The sequence below is a fragment of the Flavobacterium tegetincola DSM 22377 genome (genome assembly GCF_000425485.1).
GTDB lineage: Bacteria > Bacteroidota > Bacteroidia > Flavobacteriales > Flavobacteriaceae > Flavobacterium > Flavobacterium tegetincola.
Genome location: NZ_AUDN01000025.1, coordinates 19,712 through 37,588 on the forward strand (window position 1 = coordinate 19,712; position 17,877 = coordinate 37,588).

The 17,877-nt window shown below is 36.2% G+C and carries 15 protein-coding genes; 5 read left to right on the forward strand and 10 right to left on the reverse strand.

Annotated elements, in window-relative coordinates; all coding sequences use genetic code 11:
* Positions 1-26: 26 nt before the first annotated feature.
* From H602_RS0107305 to H602_RS0107315, 3 genes are read right to left on the reverse strand one after another with little or no spacing between them, the layout of a single operon-like run.
* A complete protein-coding gene (locus tag H602_RS0107305; RefSeq protein WP_026977431.1) occupies positions 27-974 on the reverse strand; it encodes a lipid A deacylase LpxR family protein in 948 nt (315 codons plus the stop codon).
* 3 nt (positions 975-977) lie between these two features.
* Positions 978-1,658: a monofunctional biosynthetic peptidoglycan transglycosylase gene (mtgA, locus tag H602_RS0107310; protein WP_026977432.1), complete on the reverse strand. Its 681-nt coding sequence runs from the start codon at positions 1,656-1,658 to the stop codon at positions 978-980.
* Between the two features lie 15 nt (positions 1,659-1,673).
* Positions 1,674-2,786, reverse strand: a complete 1,113-nt coding sequence (locus H602_RS0107315) for an NAD(P)/FAD-dependent oxidoreductase (RefSeq protein WP_026977433.1) — start codon at positions 2,784-2,786, stop codon at positions 1,674-1,676.
* A 475-nt stretch (positions 2,787-3,261) separates the two neighbouring features.
* Here H602_RS0107315 and H602_RS0107325 point away from each other — a divergent pair, with 475 nt between their 5' ends.
* From H602_RS0107325 to H602_RS0107340, 4 genes are all read left to right on the forward strand, one after another.
* The gene (locus H602_RS0107325) at positions 3,262-5,163 is read left to right on the forward strand and encodes a S9 family peptidase (protein ID WP_035759134.1); all 1,902 of its coding nucleotides are present in this window, start codon (positions 3,262-3,264) and stop codon (positions 5,161-5,163) included.
* Between the two features lie 10 nt (positions 5,164-5,173).
* Entirely contained in the window at positions 5,174-6,172 is a 999-nt protein-coding gene (locus H602_RS0107330) for a virulence RhuM family protein (protein ID WP_026977436.1), read from the forward strand.
* Between the two features lie 114 nt (positions 6,173-6,286).
* Positions 6,287-7,480: a C1 family peptidase gene (locus H602_RS0107335; RefSeq protein ID WP_026977437.1), complete on the forward strand. Its 1,194-nt coding sequence runs from the start codon at positions 6,287-6,289 to the stop codon at positions 7,478-7,480.
* Positions 7,481-7,589: 109 nt separating this feature from the next.
* The gene (locus H602_RS0107340; protein ID WP_026977438.1) at positions 7,590-10,013 is read left to right on the forward strand and encodes an ATP-binding response regulator; all 2,424 of its coding nucleotides are present in this window, start codon (positions 7,590-7,592) and stop codon (positions 10,011-10,013) included.
* On the opposite strand, the gene H602_RS0107345 is transcribed toward H602_RS0107340, so the two are convergent.
* From H602_RS0107345 to pdxA, 7 genes are all read right to left on the reverse strand, one after another.
* Positions 10,002-11,351 (reverse strand): sigma-54-dependent transcriptional regulator, encoded by a 1,350-nt coding sequence (locus H602_RS0107345; protein WP_026977439.1) that lies wholly within the window; start codon positions 11,349-11,351, stop codon positions 10,002-10,004. The two genes, H602_RS0107340 and H602_RS0107345, sit on opposite strands and share 12 nt — an antisense overlap.
* Before the next feature lie 609 nt (positions 11,352-11,960).
* Positions 11,961-13,310: an acetyl-CoA carboxylase biotin carboxylase subunit gene (accC, locus tag H602_RS0107355; RefSeq protein WP_026977440.1), complete on the reverse strand. Its 1,350-nt coding sequence runs from the start codon at positions 13,308-13,310 to the stop codon at positions 11,961-11,963.
* Between the two features lie 86 nt (positions 13,311-13,396).
* Entirely contained in the window at positions 13,397-13,879 is a 483-nt protein-coding gene (accB, locus tag H602_RS0107360) for an acetyl-CoA carboxylase biotin carboxyl carrier protein (RefSeq protein ID WP_026977441.1), read from the reverse strand.
* Between the two features lie 35 nt (positions 13,880-13,914).
* Positions 13,915-14,904, reverse strand: coding sequence for a beta-ketoacyl-ACP synthase III (locus H602_RS0107365; RefSeq protein WP_026977442.1), 990 nt, complete (start codon positions 14,902-14,904; stop codon positions 13,915-13,917).
* A gap of 163 nt (positions 14,905-15,067) precedes the next feature.
* Positions 15,068-15,265 (reverse strand): 50S ribosomal protein L32, encoded by a 198-nt coding sequence (rpmF, locus tag H602_RS0107370; RefSeq protein WP_026977443.1) that lies wholly within the window; start codon positions 15,263-15,265, stop codon positions 15,068-15,070.
* Between the two features lie 9 nt (positions 15,266-15,274).
* A complete protein-coding gene (locus tag H602_RS0107375) occupies positions 15,275-15,817 on the reverse strand; it encodes a YceD family protein (protein ID WP_026977444.1) in 543 nt (180 codons plus the stop codon).
* 95 nt (positions 15,818-15,912) lie between these two features.
* On the reverse strand, positions 15,913-16,959 hold the full coding sequence (pdxA, locus tag H602_RS0107380; RefSeq protein ID WP_026977445.1) for a 4-hydroxythreonine-4-phosphate dehydrogenase PdxA: 1,047 nt from the start codon (positions 16,957-16,959) through the stop codon (positions 15,913-15,915).
* A gap of 60 nt (positions 16,960-17,019) precedes the next feature.
* Between pdxA and H602_RS0107385 the strand changes: the two genes are divergently transcribed.
* Positions 17,020-17,610 (forward strand): riboflavin synthase, encoded by a 591-nt coding sequence (locus tag H602_RS0107385; protein WP_026977446.1) that lies wholly within the window; start codon positions 17,020-17,022, stop codon positions 17,608-17,610.
* Positions 17,611-17,877 lie beyond the last annotated feature (267 nt).

Sequence of the window (17,877 nt, forward strand, 5' to 3'; positions counted from 1 at the left end):
ATTTCAGTAGTTATGGAAACAATTTCCTACTCTAGCGAATAACCAATACCAATCGACCCATAATAATACCCTTCATTCACAATATTATCCACCTCTTGAGAAGTATAATTAAAGGTATAACTCAAGTTCCAGCGGTTCTTGCGGTACTTAAAACCCGCTTCTCCCTGAAACCGAAACGGCACCAAAGGAAACGTCACCGGACTATTGTCGTCAAACAAACTCCCCTCAATAGTAGCATCATACCCCTGATAATTCACCTTCGGACTGATGAAAAAGTAAAATTCTGAAGTGTCCTTGTAGTTTTGGTCGTACCGAAGTGCCGCATCGTATAAATTAGAATCAGAAACAGGAAGTAAGTTCTTGAAACCAATTCGCAAGACAGGTCCTACCGTTATTTCATTCAAAATCGTGCCCAGTTTTACCTCGGCTTGCGCCAAAATATCCAAGGTGTTCTTGTCGTTTAGCGTATACAGTTTCTTGGCGTAAAAAACTTCCGCCTGAACCAATAACGCATTGTGCATCTGATACTGCCATCCGGATACTTTTTTGTAGCCAAAGGTGGTGTGGAAAAATTCTTGTGTTTCTTGACCAAAGGCATTAGGCCCCATAAAACCAACTTGTGCAATCAATTTAAGCACACTTTCATTGCTGTAAAAATGATGAATGCCCGCTTCCGCAAAAAGTACTCCGGCAAAGGGACGGTCGTTATAATCAATACGTTCCGCTCTTATAGTCTGCGGATTGTAGATGTATTGACCAATTCTAAACTCAGTGATTTTCTTTACTATGTTTTCGCTTTTAGGAGTGTTTAAAAAGCGGTAATAGATTTCGAAACCGTTGGTATAATATTTATCATTGTAGGTAGAAGTATACAAATCGTTGTCTAAAATTAGTCCCATTTCTGCCACATGTTTTTGTGCGACAGAAGTACAACTCATCAGAACAAACACTATAATTCCACCAATTTTAAGCATACATCAATAATCTAATTTCCCCACATATCCCATGTGTTTCACAATTCTTCCTTTCCGTCCTTCAATATAACTCGAAGAATTACTGGCTTTAAATTTCCGCGGATTGGGAAGAATTGCAGCAATTCCGGCCGCTTCTCTTTTCGACAAATCAGCTGCGGATTTTCCGTACCAATGTTTTGAAGCCGCTTCCACTCCGTAAACGCCAGTTCCCATTTCTATGCTATTGAGATAAACTTCCATGATGCGTTCCTTGCCCCAAATGAATTCAATTAAAACCGTGAAATACGCTTCCAATCCTTTTCGTAAATAACTTCTGCCTTGCCAAAGGAAAACATTTTTAGCGGTTTGTTGCGAAATCGTGCTTCCTCCCTTAATTGTTTTTCCATTTTCATTATTCTTCATCGCTTTCTTTATCGCATCAAAGTCGAAACCACTATGCGTTAAGAAATTCCCGTCTTCACTAGCGATAACTGCTTTCTGCATGTTTGTAGAAATATGCTCAAGCGGAACCCAATCGTGACTTGTAGTCATTTCTTGTCCGTCTAACTTCTGGTCAATGGCTCGTGTAATCATCAATGGCGTAAACGGTACCGGTACAAATTTAAAAATCACCACCGATAAAATAGACAATCCAAAAAACCAAAGCATTGCTTTCCAGATGAAACGAAATAATTTTTTAAACATAAAATATTCTATTTTTTAAACAAAATCTGCTAATTCTTTTCCTACTAAACTGCCTATCGCAATTCCCATTCCTCCCAACCGAACACCACAATACACGTGATTAGACAATTGTTTTACAATAGGATTCTTGGTCTGACCCATTCCCATAATGCCACTCCAGCGGTGTTCAATCTCAAATTTGTGGTTCGGCAAAATTACTTCTTTTAACAAGCGCTCCAACTCATTTTGAATTAAATTTGTGTTGCCAAAATCAGTCGTCGTTTCACCTTTAATATCCAAGTTTCGGCCTCCGCCAAATAAAATCCGGTTGTCGATATTTCTGAAATAATAGTAGCCTTTGTCTAGATGGAAAGTACCTTTAATTTCTAAATCGGGAATTGGTTTTGTAATCAATACTTGAGCTCTCGCCGGTTGAACGTCTTCTGAAAACAAGTCTTTCGAAAAACCGTTGGTAGCAAAAAGTAATTTCTTGGTCGAAAAAGAGAAATCATTCAACGTTACTTTTACATCAGATTCATTTTCTTGATATTCCGTCACCGATTGATTATTTAAAATTAAAATTCCTTCTGAAAAGGCTAATTTCAATAACTTCTGCATCATTTTCCCCGTATCAATTTGCGCTTCAAAAGGATTGAAAATGATTTGTTGCCGAATCTTTTCAAAGCCAAAAGTATCTTTCTGCAATTTGAAAACCGGACTTTTAAACAAGGGAAAAAGCAATTCATTGACGAAATCTATATTCTCTAAACATTCTTCAAAAGTGTCTTTATCGTTTTCTGTGAATAGTTCGTAACCGCCATTTTGCTGAAAATCCATCGCTTCATCACCAATTCTATTTCGCAACAATTGCAAACCTTCCCAACGTTTCGAAATCAATTTAAAAACTTCTACTGGAGATTGTGTTTTTAAGTCGTCCACAATTTCAGACAAACTTCCAAAGCAAGCGAAGCCGGCATTTTTAGTACTTGCTCCTTCGGGCAAACTTCCTTTTTCAATAATTAGTATTTTACTTTCGGGGAAACGCGTTCGCAAATTTAAGGCGGTATGTAAGCCTACAATTCCACTTCCTACAATGGTGAAGTCAATGTTTTGAAACCAACTTTTATATTCCCAGTAACTTAAATTCATTTGTGTTTTTTGTTTCAAAATTATTACTAAACAATACTATCTATTAAGAGTTTTTGCCTCACAAAGACGCAAAGCTCGAGCTGTTTTTCTTTGCGTCTTGGCACCTTTGCGAGATTATATTACAGTGTTTAAAAGTAGTCATTTTGAATTTAAATCGCGATTCTCATTCAATCTTGATAAAAAAGTGGCGATTAATAACTGCATTTTTCTACGTAAGGAAGCTGTTTTTCGCGTGAGGGATGGAAGAGGAGCTCTCCCGATTTTTCATCGGGAAGCGGGAACGGACAGCCCGACCCTGATTTTTCATCAGGGTCACGCCCAAATTAAATTCTAAAGAAAAGCGGAAGTTATAATTTAGCGTTAAACTTCTTCTATTTCAAGGAAAGCACGACCTTGGACAAGGCAAATCTATAATATTATTAGTATTTTTGGGATTGCTAAAAATGTTCAAGAAATTGAACGAAACACACGTATTATGTATAAAAAAATCGTTCCATTATTAGTGCTAATGATGAGTATAAATGCTTTTTCGCAAGAGGTGATGACGCCAGAATTATTGTTTAAATTAGGTAGAGTTTCGGCTTTGGGAATTACTAAAGACCAAAAAAACATTGTTTATAAAGTGACTCAAGTTTCGGTTGACGAAAATAAATCGAGCAGTAAAGTCTATTTAATGCCTGTAAACGGCGGGAATGCAACAGAAATTACAGATTATTCAACTCTATTGAATGACAAAAATGTTTCGAAAGACGGAAAAGTGTTGTACAGTGAAGAAGTGAAAATCTCGAAAGTTTTAGGGAAAGATTTTTATCCTGAATTAGAAAAGTCGGATGTTCAAATTTACGATGCTTTGGATTACAGACATTGGGACACTTGGAACGAAGGCAAACACAACCACGTTTTTTATAAAGAAAATACTTCGGCAAAAGCTGGAATAGACATTATGCCAACCGAACCTTTTGACAGTCCACAAAAGCCTTTTGGAGGTGATGAAGATTACATTTGGTCGCCTGATGGAAGTAAAATCGTTTACGTTTCCAAGAAAAAAGTGGGAACAGAATATGCGGTTTCTACGAATACGGACTTGTACGAATATGATTTGGCTACCAAAAAAACTACAAATTTAACGGCAGAAAATTTAGGATATGATACGGCTCCACAATTTTCGCCAAACGGAGAATTGACTTGGTTGCAAATGAAACGCGACGGTTATGAAGCCGATAAAAATGATATTATTGTTTCTTTTAAGGGAATAAAAATGAATTTGACTGCCGGTTGGGACGGAACTGTGGATAGTTTTTCATGGAGTGCTGATGGTAAAAAAGTGTATTTCACCGCTGCTGTTGATGGAACCAAACAATTGTTTGAAGTTAATTTTCCGGGAATGACGCGAATTGCCATTACGGTTCAACAAATTACAAAAGGCGATTTTGACGTGACAGGATTGATTGGAATTGTAAATAATTCTGCTATCGTTTCACGTACTGATATGAATCATGCCACCGAACTTTTCTCGTATGATTTGAAGAAAAAATCGTGGAAACAGTTGACAAAAGTGAATGATGATATTTATAAATCCATCACTTTAAGCAAAGTTGAAAAGAGGTATGTAACAACTACAGACGGCAAAAAAATGTTGGTTTGGGTAATTCTACCCCCAAATTTTGACGCTACTAAAAAATATCCAACTTTATTATATTGCCAAGGTGGACCACAATCTGCATTGTCGCAGTTTTATTCTTTCCGTTGGAATTTCCAAGTAATGGCGGCTCAAGGTTATATTGTTGTAGCTCCAAACCGTCGCGGAATGCCAGGTCACGGTGTGGAATGGAACGAGCAAATTAGTAAAGATTGGGGCGGACAAGTGATGGACGATTATTTAAGTGCGATTGACGATGTTGCAAAGGAAAAATACGTGGACAAAGACCGTTTGGGTGCTGTTGGCGCGAGTTATGGTGGATATTCTGTGTTTTATCTAGCGGGAAATCATGATAATCGTTTTAAAACATTTATCGCTCACGATGGTGTTTTCAATACGCAAAGTATGTTTGGGACTACCGAAGAAGTATTCTTTAACCACTGGGATTTTGGTGGTGCTTATTGGGAAAAAGACAACGCAATTGCTCAAAAGGCATACAACGAATTCAACCCAATCAATTATGTAGACAAATGGAACACACCTATTTTAATCATTCAAGGTGGAAAAGATTTCCGTGTGCCAATTGGTCAAAGTTTAGAAGCATTTCAAGCTGTTCAACTTCGTGGAATTAAAAGTAAATTGGTTTATTTTCCAGAAGAAAATCACTGGGTTTTGAAACCACAAAATGCGATTGTTTGGCAAAGAGAATTTTTCAAATGGTTGAAAGAAACCCTTTAATTGTTTCACGATGGAAAGCGAAGTCAAAAACTTTTTAATATATAGTTTACCGAATAACCAAGTTCGAGTAGATGTTTTTGTGAAAAACGAAACTTTTTGGCTAACTCAAAAAGCGATGGCGGCTTTGTTTGAAACGACTCCACAAAATATAACCATTCACTTAAAAAACATCTATGAAGCTGGCGAACTAGATGAAAATTCAACTTGTAAGGATTTTTTACAAGTTCAGAAGGAAGGTTCAAGAATGGTAGAACGTAATCAAAAGTTTTATAATCTTGACGCCATAATTTCCGTGGGTTACCGAGTAAATTCGGCAAAAGCTACTCAATTTAGAATTTGGGCCACTCAAACTTTGAAAGAATTTATCATCAAAGGATTTGTGATGGACGATGAACGATTGAAGCAGGGACAAACTGTTTTTGAGAAAGATTATTTTAAGGAACTTTTACAGCGAGTTCGTTCTATTCGAGCTAGTGAAAGAAGAATCTATCAGCAAATTACTGATATCTTTGCCGAGTGCAGTATGGATTATAATAGAGATTCAGAGGTTACCAAAAACTTTTATGCTGCTGTTCAAAATAAATTTCACTTTGCCATTACTGGAAAAACTGCGGCTGAAATTATTTACTTAAAAGCGGATAGTCTACAAGAAAATATGGGCTTGACCACTTGGAAACATTCGCCGGAAGGCAGAATCTTAAAGCAAGATGTGGTTATTGCAAAAAATTATTTGCAAGAAAATGAAATAAAACAGCTGGAACGAACCATAACCGGGTATTTCGATTATATCGAAGGTTTGATAGAACGCGAAAACACTTTTACAATGAATGAATTAGCAGAAAGTGTCAACAAATTTTTAACCTTCAACGAATATAAAATCATGGAAGGAAAAGGAAAAACATCCCGACTTGAAGCCGAAAAAAAAGCGATTACAGCATATGAAACGTTCAATAAAACCCAAAAAATAGTTTCGGATTTTGATAAAGAAATTAAAAAATTAAAATTATAATTGATTATTCATTTTGAAAATCTCATCCAACATTAACAATTAACTACTGTTAAAATGACGATTGTTCTATAACAATTGCTATTTTTACGCATCTTACTATTCAAACAATTAAATATGTATCCAAAATCTATTAAACCATTTTTATTAGCTGCAACAATGCTTGTTGCTGGAGCAACATTTGCACAAGACAATCTTGTCAATTCTTTAAAAGTCAACTCAAGCGACAACAGTAAAGCGTCTTTTAAGTTTACAGAAGTCATCAATCTTCAAAATACTTCAGTTAAAAATCAAGGTTCTTCCGGAACGTGCTGGAGTTACTCGGCAAACTCATTTCTAGAATCTGAAATGGCTCGAATGGGAAAACAACCCGTTGAAATTTCGCAGATATTTTCCGCTAGAAACACCTACATTGAGAAAGGAAAAATGTACGTAAGAATGCACGGAGCCGTAACATTGGGAGATGGTGGTGCTTTGTATGACGTGATCAATATGTACAAAAAATACGGAGCTGTTCCGCAGTCGGTTTACACAGGCTTGAACTACGGAACCGATAAAAACAAGTTTGGTGAAATGGGTGCGATTACGGAAAGTATTTTGCAAGCCGTAGTAAAAAATCCTAACGGTCAACTGACGCCAAACTGGGAAAAAGCATATGCTTCTGTAATTGATTCTTATCTAGGACAAGTTCCTGAAAGCTTTGATTACAATGGAAAAAAATACACACCACAGAGTTTTGCAAAGGAAGTAATTGGTATTAATGCTGACGATTATATTCAGATTTCTTCTTTTGATACTACGCCATTTTACACAAAAGGAATGCTTTTAGTTCCAGACAATTGGTCTTTTGAGCAGGTTTATAATGTAAAAGCAAACGATTTAACGTCAATAGTGGACAATGCTTTGAAAAAAGGATATACAGTGGCTTGGGCTGGAGATGTAAGTGAAAAAACATTCAGCTGGAAAAATGGAGTTGCATTTGTAAGCGATAAAAGCTTTGACGAAATGAATGCAGACGAAAAAGCCAACATTTTCAATGGTCCAAAACCAGAACCTGTTACAACTGATGAAGCACGTCAAAAGCAATTTGACAATTATTCTACAACGGACGATCACGGAATGCACATTGTGGGACTTGCAAAAGACCAAAATGGAAAAGAATATTACATCGTGAAGAATTCTTGGGGCGTTACCAATGATTATAAAGGATATTTATTCATGACTAAAGAATATGTAAAACTGAAATCAACTGCGATTATGGTTCATAAAGCAGCGGTTCCAAACGATTTGGCTAAAAAAATGAGTCTCTAATTTTTTTTTCAGACCACATATAATCCCGACCATAAATCGGGATTTTTTTATGTTTGTATTTTAACAATTTATACGAATTTAAATTTTCATTACTTTTTATCTTTACGCAATGGCCGATAAAAAAAGTTACATTCCCGTCAAAGTCTTATTGAGTTACCTTGCTTTAATTGCTTTGGTGGCAACGGTAGGCTGGCTTTTATATACTGAAAATATTGTTTTTTCAAAAACGGAAGCCAACATCGCGACCGAGAATGATAAAGTATTAAAGGTCAGCAACCTTCTTTCCAATATTTATAAAAACGAAGGTTATGCTAGAAAAACTTTGCAATCCGATGGCGAAGAAGACTTAAACAATTACATTCTCCACACGGATTCGTTGAAATCCGAAATAGAAGCGTTTAAGGTTTTCATTCCAAATCCCAAGCAAATTACCTTATTGGATACTGTAAAAGTGCTACTGAATAAAAAAGTTCGGACGATACGTGATCTAAAAATTGTAAAACAACAGGCAAATAATGAAGAAGCGGTTCAGCGTGCGATCAACAAGATCACGCAAATGGAAGGGTCTTTGCGCAAACTTCAGATCAATGATTTAGTCAAAAACCCTAATGATTTAGGCGAATATCAACGAAGCGTTTTGCAGAAAATGGTAGCCGTTTTAAACCAAAATATTCCTAACGACAGTTCAAATACGCTCACGCAAAAAGCGCTTGATTCCATGTTGGTCGTTTCAAAAACGGCATTAAGTGACGTAGTTCGTGCTAATGCTTCGGAAAATAAATCATTAGCAATTCAAGAGCAAAAATTGCAAAAAAATGAAGTTTCTATTTCAGAACAATTGCGTAAAATTTTAAACATAATTGAGCGTGAAATCATTCGGAATACCACAGCTACTAATTTGCAAAAAGAAGCTTCTTTGCAGAAAACCAATGAAATAGTAACGTACGCTGCCATTGCAGGTTTTATATTGACCGTGTTTTTTTCGATTTTAATTTTAAGTGATTTTTCCAAAACGGAATCCTATAAGAAACAGTTGGAAGCGGCAAATTTAAAAGCACAAAAATTAATTAAAGACCGTGAGCAATTAATTTCTACCGTGAGCCACGATTTAAAAACGCCTTTGAGTACCATCGTAGGTTATTCCGAACTTTTGGGCAATTCTGATTTGACAGCCAAACAGACGCATTACAATAAAAACATAAAAAGTTCGTCTGAATACATTTCTAAGTTGGTTCAAGATTTATTGGACTTCACGAAGATTGAATCGGGTAAAATTATTGTAGAAAACATGCCTTTCTCATTGCCAAATGTCATTGAGGAAGTGGCAAACAACATCCAAGCGGTTTACACGCAAAAAGAAATTTCACTCCAATTGGATATTGATACTTTATTTGATAAAAATATCGTGAGCGACCCTTTTCGTCTGCGTCAAATTTTGAGTAATTTAATTGGCAATGCTTACAAGTTTACTGAAAAAGGAAGTATTACCATTGAAGCGAAAGTTATAGAGCACAACATCCAAATTACGGTAAAAGACACCGGAATAGGAATTAAAGAAAGCAGTCAAGCACTCGTTTTTGAAGAATTTACTCAAGCCAATGACGGCATTGAAAAAGTCTTTGGAGGCACAGGATTGGGCCTTACCATTGCCCGAAAAATAACAGAATCTTTAAACGGAACATTAACTTTAAAAAGCAAGTACGGTCAAGGAAGCACCTTTTATATTCAACTTCCCTTGATTTGGGCTACACACCAATTTGTGGCAAATGAACCGCAAAACAGAATTACTACACGAAAAACACGTCAAATTGTGATAGTAGACGACGACTCAAATTTGCTCGCTCTGACAGCCGAAGTATTAAGGCAAAAAAATCACATAGTATATCCATTTCATTCGGCGATGGAAGCATTAAATGCAGTTGCAACAATAGATTTTGATTGCGTTATAACAGATATCCAAATGCCCAATTTGGATGGTTTTGGTTTTATCGAGCAACTTCAGCTTTTAGAAATGTATAAGCAACAGCCCATTTTAGCCATCACAGGTCGAGCTGATTTAGCGCTAGAAGTATATCAAAAAGCAGGTTTTTCGTCAGTGGTTCAAAAGCCATATTCGCCATTAAAATTGTTGGAGCAATTGGATGAATTGTTTGCAATAGACAGAAAAGCGACCTTCAATTCTAGCGAAAATGCTGCATCTAATTCGAATTATTCTTTAGTTAAATTGAAAGCATTTTTACCCGATGATGATGTGGCGCTTCGGGAAGTCCTGAATTCCTTTGTCAAAAATACGCACGAAAGTTTGCTGGTTTTACGTCAAGGCATCAATGAGAAAAACGTTTTGGCTGTTCAAGAAATCGCGCATAGAATGTATCCCATGTTTCAACAAATTGAGGCTACAGGAATTGCAGATTTATTAAATGATTTGAGTACAAAACCGTTGGAATTGGATGAAATAGAGCAAATCAATATCTTACTGAATCAGAAAATAACCGTCCTTTTTGAGCTATTCAGAAAAGATTCAGTACTCTAAATTATAAAATTTGAGTTTGTTATAAAGTGTCTTTCTATTGATTTTAAGCAATTTTGCTGCTTCTGATTTGTTATTTTGCGTTTGTTCCAACGCCTGAATAATTGCCTCTTTTTCATTTTGCGAAAGCGAAAAAACAACCTCATCCTTTTCTGGATGCACCAAAAAAAGCTCTGAAGGCAAAACGTCTCTTTCTATAAATTCGCCTGACGTTAATAGTGTCGAACGCTTGACAACGTTCTGTAATTCTCTTAAATTTCCAGGCCACGAATAGTTCTGAAATATCTGAATCACTTCATTCGAAAAACCGATGACTTCTCTATTCAACTGCTGATTGGATTTTTCCAAAAAGAAATCGGCAAATATCAATAAGTCTTCTTTCCGTTCTTTCAACGAAGGTGATGCAATTGAAAATTCATTAATCCTGTGGTATAAATCTTCCCTGAAATCGCCATTTTTTACTGCTTCACGCAAATCTTCGTTGGTTGCCGTAATAATACGAATATCAACGGCAATTTCTTTGGTACTTCCAACAGGTTTGACCTTTCGTTCTTGAAGTGCTCTCAACAATTGCACTTGATTTTCATAAGACAAGTTTCCAATTTCATCTAGAAAAATAGTACCGCCATTTGCTGCTTCAAAGTATCCAATTTTATCATTCAATGCTCCAGTAAATGAACCTTTTACATGTCCAAAAAATTCGCTTGCCGCTAAATCTTTTGGAATAGTTCCGCAATCTACAGCAATGAATGGTTTTTTATTTCGAGTACTGTTTTTATGAATTTTTTGGGCAATGACTTCCTTTCCCGTTCCACTTTCGCCGATAATTAATACTGAAATATCGGTAGGACTGACCAATTTTATGTACTCCGCTAATTTTACAGAAGCAGGTGATATACCTAAAACAAATTCTGAATTGGACTCTTTGACCACTTTAGCGGTGGTTTTAGTTTGGGCAGGCTTGGGTTCTGAAAAAACGCGTGCATTTTTTAAAGCATTTGCAACCACAATCAAAACTTCATCCGGATTGAATGGCTTTGAAATATAATCGGCTGCGCCATTTTTTATTGCTTTTACAGCTGTGTTAATATCGCTGTAACCTGTCATTAAAACCACTGGAGTGAACGGAAGGTCTTGTTTGAATTCGGTAAGCAATGTCATTCCATCGGAATCGGGCAAACGTAAATCAGTCAGAATCAAGTCGAACTTGTCAGATGCCGTTTTGCTTTTGGCTTCAGCCGCAGAAAAAGCTGTAGTAACCGCATAGCCATTTTTAGTCAAAAATTTCTCAACTAGTTTACAAAATGCTACATCATCTTCAATTACTAAAAGTTTGGCCATTGGTAAAATCTTTTGTGCTAATATAAAGTTTAAAAAAAGTGTTTCGTCTTAATTATATGCAAAAAAAAGAGGTTTGAATGAACAAACCTCTTTTTAACAAAAACAAATTATAAGTTACCCTAACTTATTTTATACTACAATTGCCATCGGCATCCGCTCTAACAGTAGCCTTCTGGTATCCAATTGCGATTTGTATTTTAAATGCTCTATCGTGTAATTCTAATTATACTCCTTTTTAAAAAATACCGCTTCGGGAAGATGAATTATTTTAATTTCAGCTGATTTTCCAAATAAAGCATTAAATATTCCATTTGAATAATGAACTGGATTTGAGGCAAAAGAGATAAATCTTCCGAAAGCGATAATTACTTTTTGGAATTGTACATTGTACAATACTATATCAGTAGGTTATCAATACTATTGAAATTATTGTGCCAAAGGAGAAGTGCGATTTCAGATATTGATTTACAACACCTTGCACTTAAAAACTGAAATTAGAGTGTGTAAAGTGTGTAATTTAGCTCATTGCTTTTGTGTAAAATTTCCACAATTGAACCTAAAAAAAATGCCTCACAGGAGATGAGGCATTGATCAAAAATATAATATGTATTAGTCTTTTTTCTCTTTCATTTTGAAAGTATCCATAAAGGCTGTGGTGTAATCTCCAGAAACGTAACGCGGATCATCCATCAATTGACGGTGAAACGGTATTGTAGTATTAATTCCTTCAATTACGAATTCATCTAATGCACGCTTCATTTTATTAATTGCTTCTTGTCTCGTTTGAGCAGTAGTAATCAATTTTGCGATCATAGAATCGTAATTTGGTGGAATAGAATATCCGGAATATACGTGTGTATCTAAACGAATTCCATGACCTCCCGGCGTATGCAAGTTGGTAATTTTTCCTGGTGAAGGACGGAAATCGTTATAGGGATCTTCGGCATTAATTCGGCATTCAATAGAGTGCAACTGTGGGAAGTAATTTTTTCCTGAAATTGGCACACCTGCAGCAACTAGAATTTGCTCACGAATTAAATCGTAATCAATAACTTGCTCTGTAATTGGGTGTTCCACTTGGATTCGCGTATTCATTTCCATAAAATAGAAATTTCTATGCTTGTCTACTAAAAATTCAACAGTTCCGGCGCCTTCATATTTAATATATTCGGCTGCTTTAACGGCTGCATCACCCATTTTCTTACGTAACTCATCCGTCATAAATGGCGAAGGCGTTTCTTCAGTTAATTTTTGGTGACGGCGTTGAACCGAGCAATCTCTTTCAGAAAGGTGACACGCTTTTCCGTAAGAATCTCCTACTACTTGAATTTCGATATGACGTGGTTCTTCAATAAGTTTCTCCATGTACATGCCGTCGTTTCCAAAAGCAGCAGCTGCTTCTTGACGAGCACTTTCCCAAGCTTTAAATAAATCTTCTTCTTTCCAAACAGCACGCATTCCTTTTCCACCACCACCAGCGGTAGCTTTCATCATCACAGGATAACCTACTTCTTTAGCTACTTTTACCGCATCTTCATAATCCGCTAAAATACCTTCAGAACCGGGAACACAAGGAACACCTGCTTCAATCATGGTTGCTTTTGCCGAAGCTTTGTCACCCATACGGTCAATCATTTCTGGAGAAGCTCCAATGAATTTGATTCCGTGTTCTTGACAAATTTTAGAAAATTTTGCATTTTCAGATAAAAATCCGTACCCCGGATGAATGGCATCTGCATTTGTAATTTCTGCAGCAGCGATTATACTAGACATTTTCAAGTAGGATAAATTACTTGGTGGTGGTCCGATACAAACCGCTTCGTCTGCAAACCGAACGTGCAAACTTTCGGCATCTGCCGTAGAGTAAACTGCAACGGTTTTAATTCCCATTTCGCGACATGTTCTAATGATACGTAGGGCAATCTCACCTCTATTGGCAATTAATATTTTTTTAAACATCTTGTTTTAATTATGAGTTATAAATTATAAGTTATGAATTATGAATTATTACCAATAATAATTCATAATTCATAATTTATAATTTTTTAAGATGGATCAACTAGGAATAAGGGTTGGTCAAATTCTACTGGAGACATATCGTCTACCAATACTTTTACAATTTTACCTGAAACTTCTGATTCGATTTCGTTGAATAATTTCATTGCTTCAATTACACAAAGAACATCTCCTTTACCAATTGATGTTCCCACCTCAACAAACATTGCTTTGTCTGGAGAAGGTTTTCTGTAAAATGTTCCAATGATTGGAGACTTGATTGTAATGTATTTTGCATTTTCATCCGCTTGTGGTGCAGCTGCAACTGGCGCTTGAGGAGCACCTAAAGCTGGAGCAGCTTGTTGCATTGGCTGTTGAGCCATTGGCGCTTGTTGCAAATACGTAATCTCTGGAGTAGATTCTCCCAATGTCGTTTTAATGGTAATTTTTACATTATCAATTTCCAATTTCACTTCTGCAACACCCGTAGCTGCTACAAATTTAATTAGGTTTTGAATTTCTTTTAACTCCATAATCAGTTTATTTTAGTTATATTTTGTTTGTTTTTTTAGTAAGCCCATTTTAAATAAATGGCTCCCCAAGTAAATCCGCCACCAAAGGCAGCAAAGATTAGATTATCTCCTTTTTTAAATTTTTTCTCAAAATCAAAAAGCAATAGAGGTAAAGTTCCTGAAGTGGTATTGCCATACTTATGAATATTGACAAGAACCTTATCTTCTTCTAAACCAATTCTGCTTGCTGTAGCATCAATAATTCTTTTATTAGCTTGATGTGCAACTAACCAATCCACATCGTCTTTAGTCAAATTATTTCTTTGCAAAATTTTCTCACTCACATCTGCCATACCGGTAACGGCATATTTGTACACTGTTTTTCCATCTTGAAAAACATAATGTTGACGTTTTGCAACTGTATCTGCCGAAGCAGGAAGTAAAGATCCACCAGCATCAATTTTTAAGAAATCACGACCTACTCCATCGCTTCTTAAAAACTCATCTTGTATTCCTAAACCTTCGTAATTGGGTTCTAATAATGCAGCTCCACCTCCATCACCAAAGATGATGCATGTAGCGCGATCGGTATAATCAATGATGGACGACATTTTATCGGCACCAATGATTAGAACTTTTTTATACTTTCCTGATTTTATGTATGCATCAGCAGTGGACATTGCGTATAAGAAGCCTGAACAAGCAGCTTGCAAGTCATAAGCAAAAGCGTTAGTTGCTCCAATTTGTGTAGCCACATAAACGGCAGTTGCAGCAACAGGCATATCAGGCGTGGTAGAGGCAACAATTACCATATCTATTTCCAAAGGATTTACATTTCCTTTAGCTATTAAGTCTTCCGCAGCTTTTATGCAGAGGTAAGAAGTACCTAAATTATCGTCTTTTAAGATTCTTCGTTCTTTAATTCCAGTTCTTGAGGTAATCCATTCATCATTGGTATCCACCATTGTTTCCAATAATTTATTGGTCAAAACAAAATCTGGAACATAGCCTCCGACTGCAGTAATTGCGGCTGTAATTGTACTCATAAAGTTGTAAGTTTATTCCTTGCCAAAGTGCAACAGAAAAGTTGTGGAAATTACAAAAAAATTTCCAAACCCTAATATTAACTGACAGTAATTATCACTAAATTTTAGACAACAAAAAAAACTCTCACATTGGAGAGTTTAAAATTTGCTTGCAAAACAAATATTATGCAAGAGCCACAGACGATTTGTCAATAACAACTTGTCCTCTGTAGTACATTTTACCTTCATGCCAGTAAGCTCTGTGGTATAAATGTGCTTCTCCAGTGATTGGACATGTCGCGATTTGAGCTACTGTAGCTTTATAATGTGTTCTTCTCTTATCTCTTCTTGTTTTCGAGATTTTTCTTTTAGGATGCGCCATTTTACTATATTATTTATCCGTTAATAGTTGTTTTAATTTGTCCCAACGTGGGTCTATTTCCTTTTCTTCTTCAACTTCTTCTATTACTTCAGTCACTCTCAATTCGTTCAACTTATCTAAAGCTTCCGATTCTAAAGTGCCGTCTTCAACTCCAGGATGCACGCGTTTCAATGGAACCGACAATGCAATCATTTCATAAATGTACTGCGAAACATCTAATTGGTGTTCGCCATGCGGCAAAATCAACAATTCTTCGTTATCTGCATTGTACTCTTCACCAAATTGAACAACCAGTTTCATGCTTCCGTCAATAGGTAAATCAAACATTTCACCTGTTACATCGCAAGGAACATGAACTGTACCTTTGTGCTTAAAAAGCAATTCCAGCATCAAACTTTTTTTCTCTAGAACTAAATCCACTTTAATGTCGGCGCTTTCAAAATCGTCGTATTCAAAGTGATCAAAGAACGTTTTATTAATTTGATACTCAAACTGGTGCTTTCCTAATTTTAATCCTACAAAGGGGATTAAATATTCATTTAACTTTTTCATAGCAACAACAATTTGTCCTTTTCCAGAACCCTAGAATCGGAGTGCAAAGATATACATTTATCGCAAATTCAAAAGGGTTATAAACATTTTTTTGTTTATAAGTGTTTTTCTCTTGTTTTTAGCGGTCTTTTACTGATTTCAGCATATAGATTTCGCGATTTATAAACGTCAAGTGCCAGATAAACGGCTTCTTTAAATGAATTATAATTCGCCAAATTTTTTCCAGCAATGTCATAAGCCGTTCCGTGATCGGGTGAAGTTCTAATTTTATCCAATCCTGCAGTATAATTTACACCTGTTCCAAATGACAACGTCTTAAACGGAATCAATCCTTGATCGTGATACGTAGCAATTACGGCATCAAATTTCTCATATTGATTGCTACCAAAAAATCCATCCGCTGGATAAGGCCCGAAAACCATAATTCCTTCTTCAAACATTTTCTTGATTACGGGACGTATTAATTTTTCATCTTCCGAACCAATCACGCCGCCGTCTCCAGCATGAGGATTCAATCCTAAAACAGCAATTTTTGGTTTATTGATGCTAAAATCTTGCGTCAGACATCTATCAATTGTTTTAATTTTTTTTCGAATTAAGGCTTCCGTCAAATGCGAGGCAATTTCGTTAACCGGAATATGATCCGTCAATAACCCAATGCGAAGCGAACCGCTTACCATCAACATCAATGCATCTCCTTCCAACTCTTTATCTAAATAATCGGTATGGCCGGGAAATTTAAAATCTTCCGATTGAATGTTGTATTTATTTATAGGTGCAGTGACCAAAACATCAATTAATTCGTCTTTCAACGCTTGAGTTGCTGCTGTAAATGATTTAATGGCATATTCGCCCACGACTTCATTATTTACACCATATTCCAACTGTATTGGCTCACGCCAAAGATTCAAAACATTGATTTTTCCTGTGATAATTTGACTTAAATTATCGATACCGTGCAAAGGAGCGGTGGATTCAAAACTCTTGCGCAGAAAGGAAAGTGTTTTTACATTGGCAAAAATAACGGGGGTACACATTTCAAGCATTCGGGCGTCTTCAAATGTTTTTAAAACAATTTCGCTTCCAATACCGTTTAGATCTCCAATTGAAATTCCAACGATTATATTTTCTGCTTTTTTCATGTACTTCAAGTTATTTATTGCTAATTTTGAGGTTACAAATTTAGTAAAATAAAACCACAAATGTTTACCGGAATTATAGAAACCCTCGGCACCGTAAAAGAATTGCGTCACGATCAAGACAACTTACATCTGACCATTTCATCAGCAATTACTTCTGAATTAAAAATCGATCAAAGCGTAGCTCATAACGGCGTTTGCCTTACCGTCGTGGCGATAAATAACGATTCTTATACCGTTACCGCCATCAGAGAAACCATCGAAAAAACCAATCTCGGAAATTGGAACACAGGCGATTTAGTCAATTTAGAACGCGCCATGAAATTGGGCGATCGACTGGACGGACATATTGTGCAAGGTCACGTGGATCAAACTGGCATTTGCAAAAGCGTAGAAAATGCGAACGGAAGTTGGTATTACACCTTTGAATACGATGAAAAACTAAATAATCTGACTATTGAAAAAGGGTCGATTACAGTAAATGGAGTAAGTTTGACTGTGGTCAATTCAAAGCACAATCAGTTTAGTGTGGCGATTATTCCTTATACGTACGAACATACGAACTTCAAGAATTTTGAAGTTGGGACAAAAATTAATTTGGAATTTGATGTAATTGGGAAATATGTGGCAAGGTTGCATCAATTGAGAAACTAAAACACCTCCCAAAATAAATTTAAAATAAACAATTCACACCAGCTCCCGAGGTTTCTATTAAAATCTGTGACGCTCTGCGAACCCGCGATAGCTATCGGGGCCAACTTCGCATAAATATACTTTTTTTCGATGAGCTTAAAACAGGAGACATTATTTTAACAGAAAAAAAAGGCTTCGAGGTCAGAGACCATCGAAGATCTGGAGCATTTTTATGTTTCGCAAGTGCCTTTGCACAAACAAGTTCGTTAGATATATATTTACAAAATG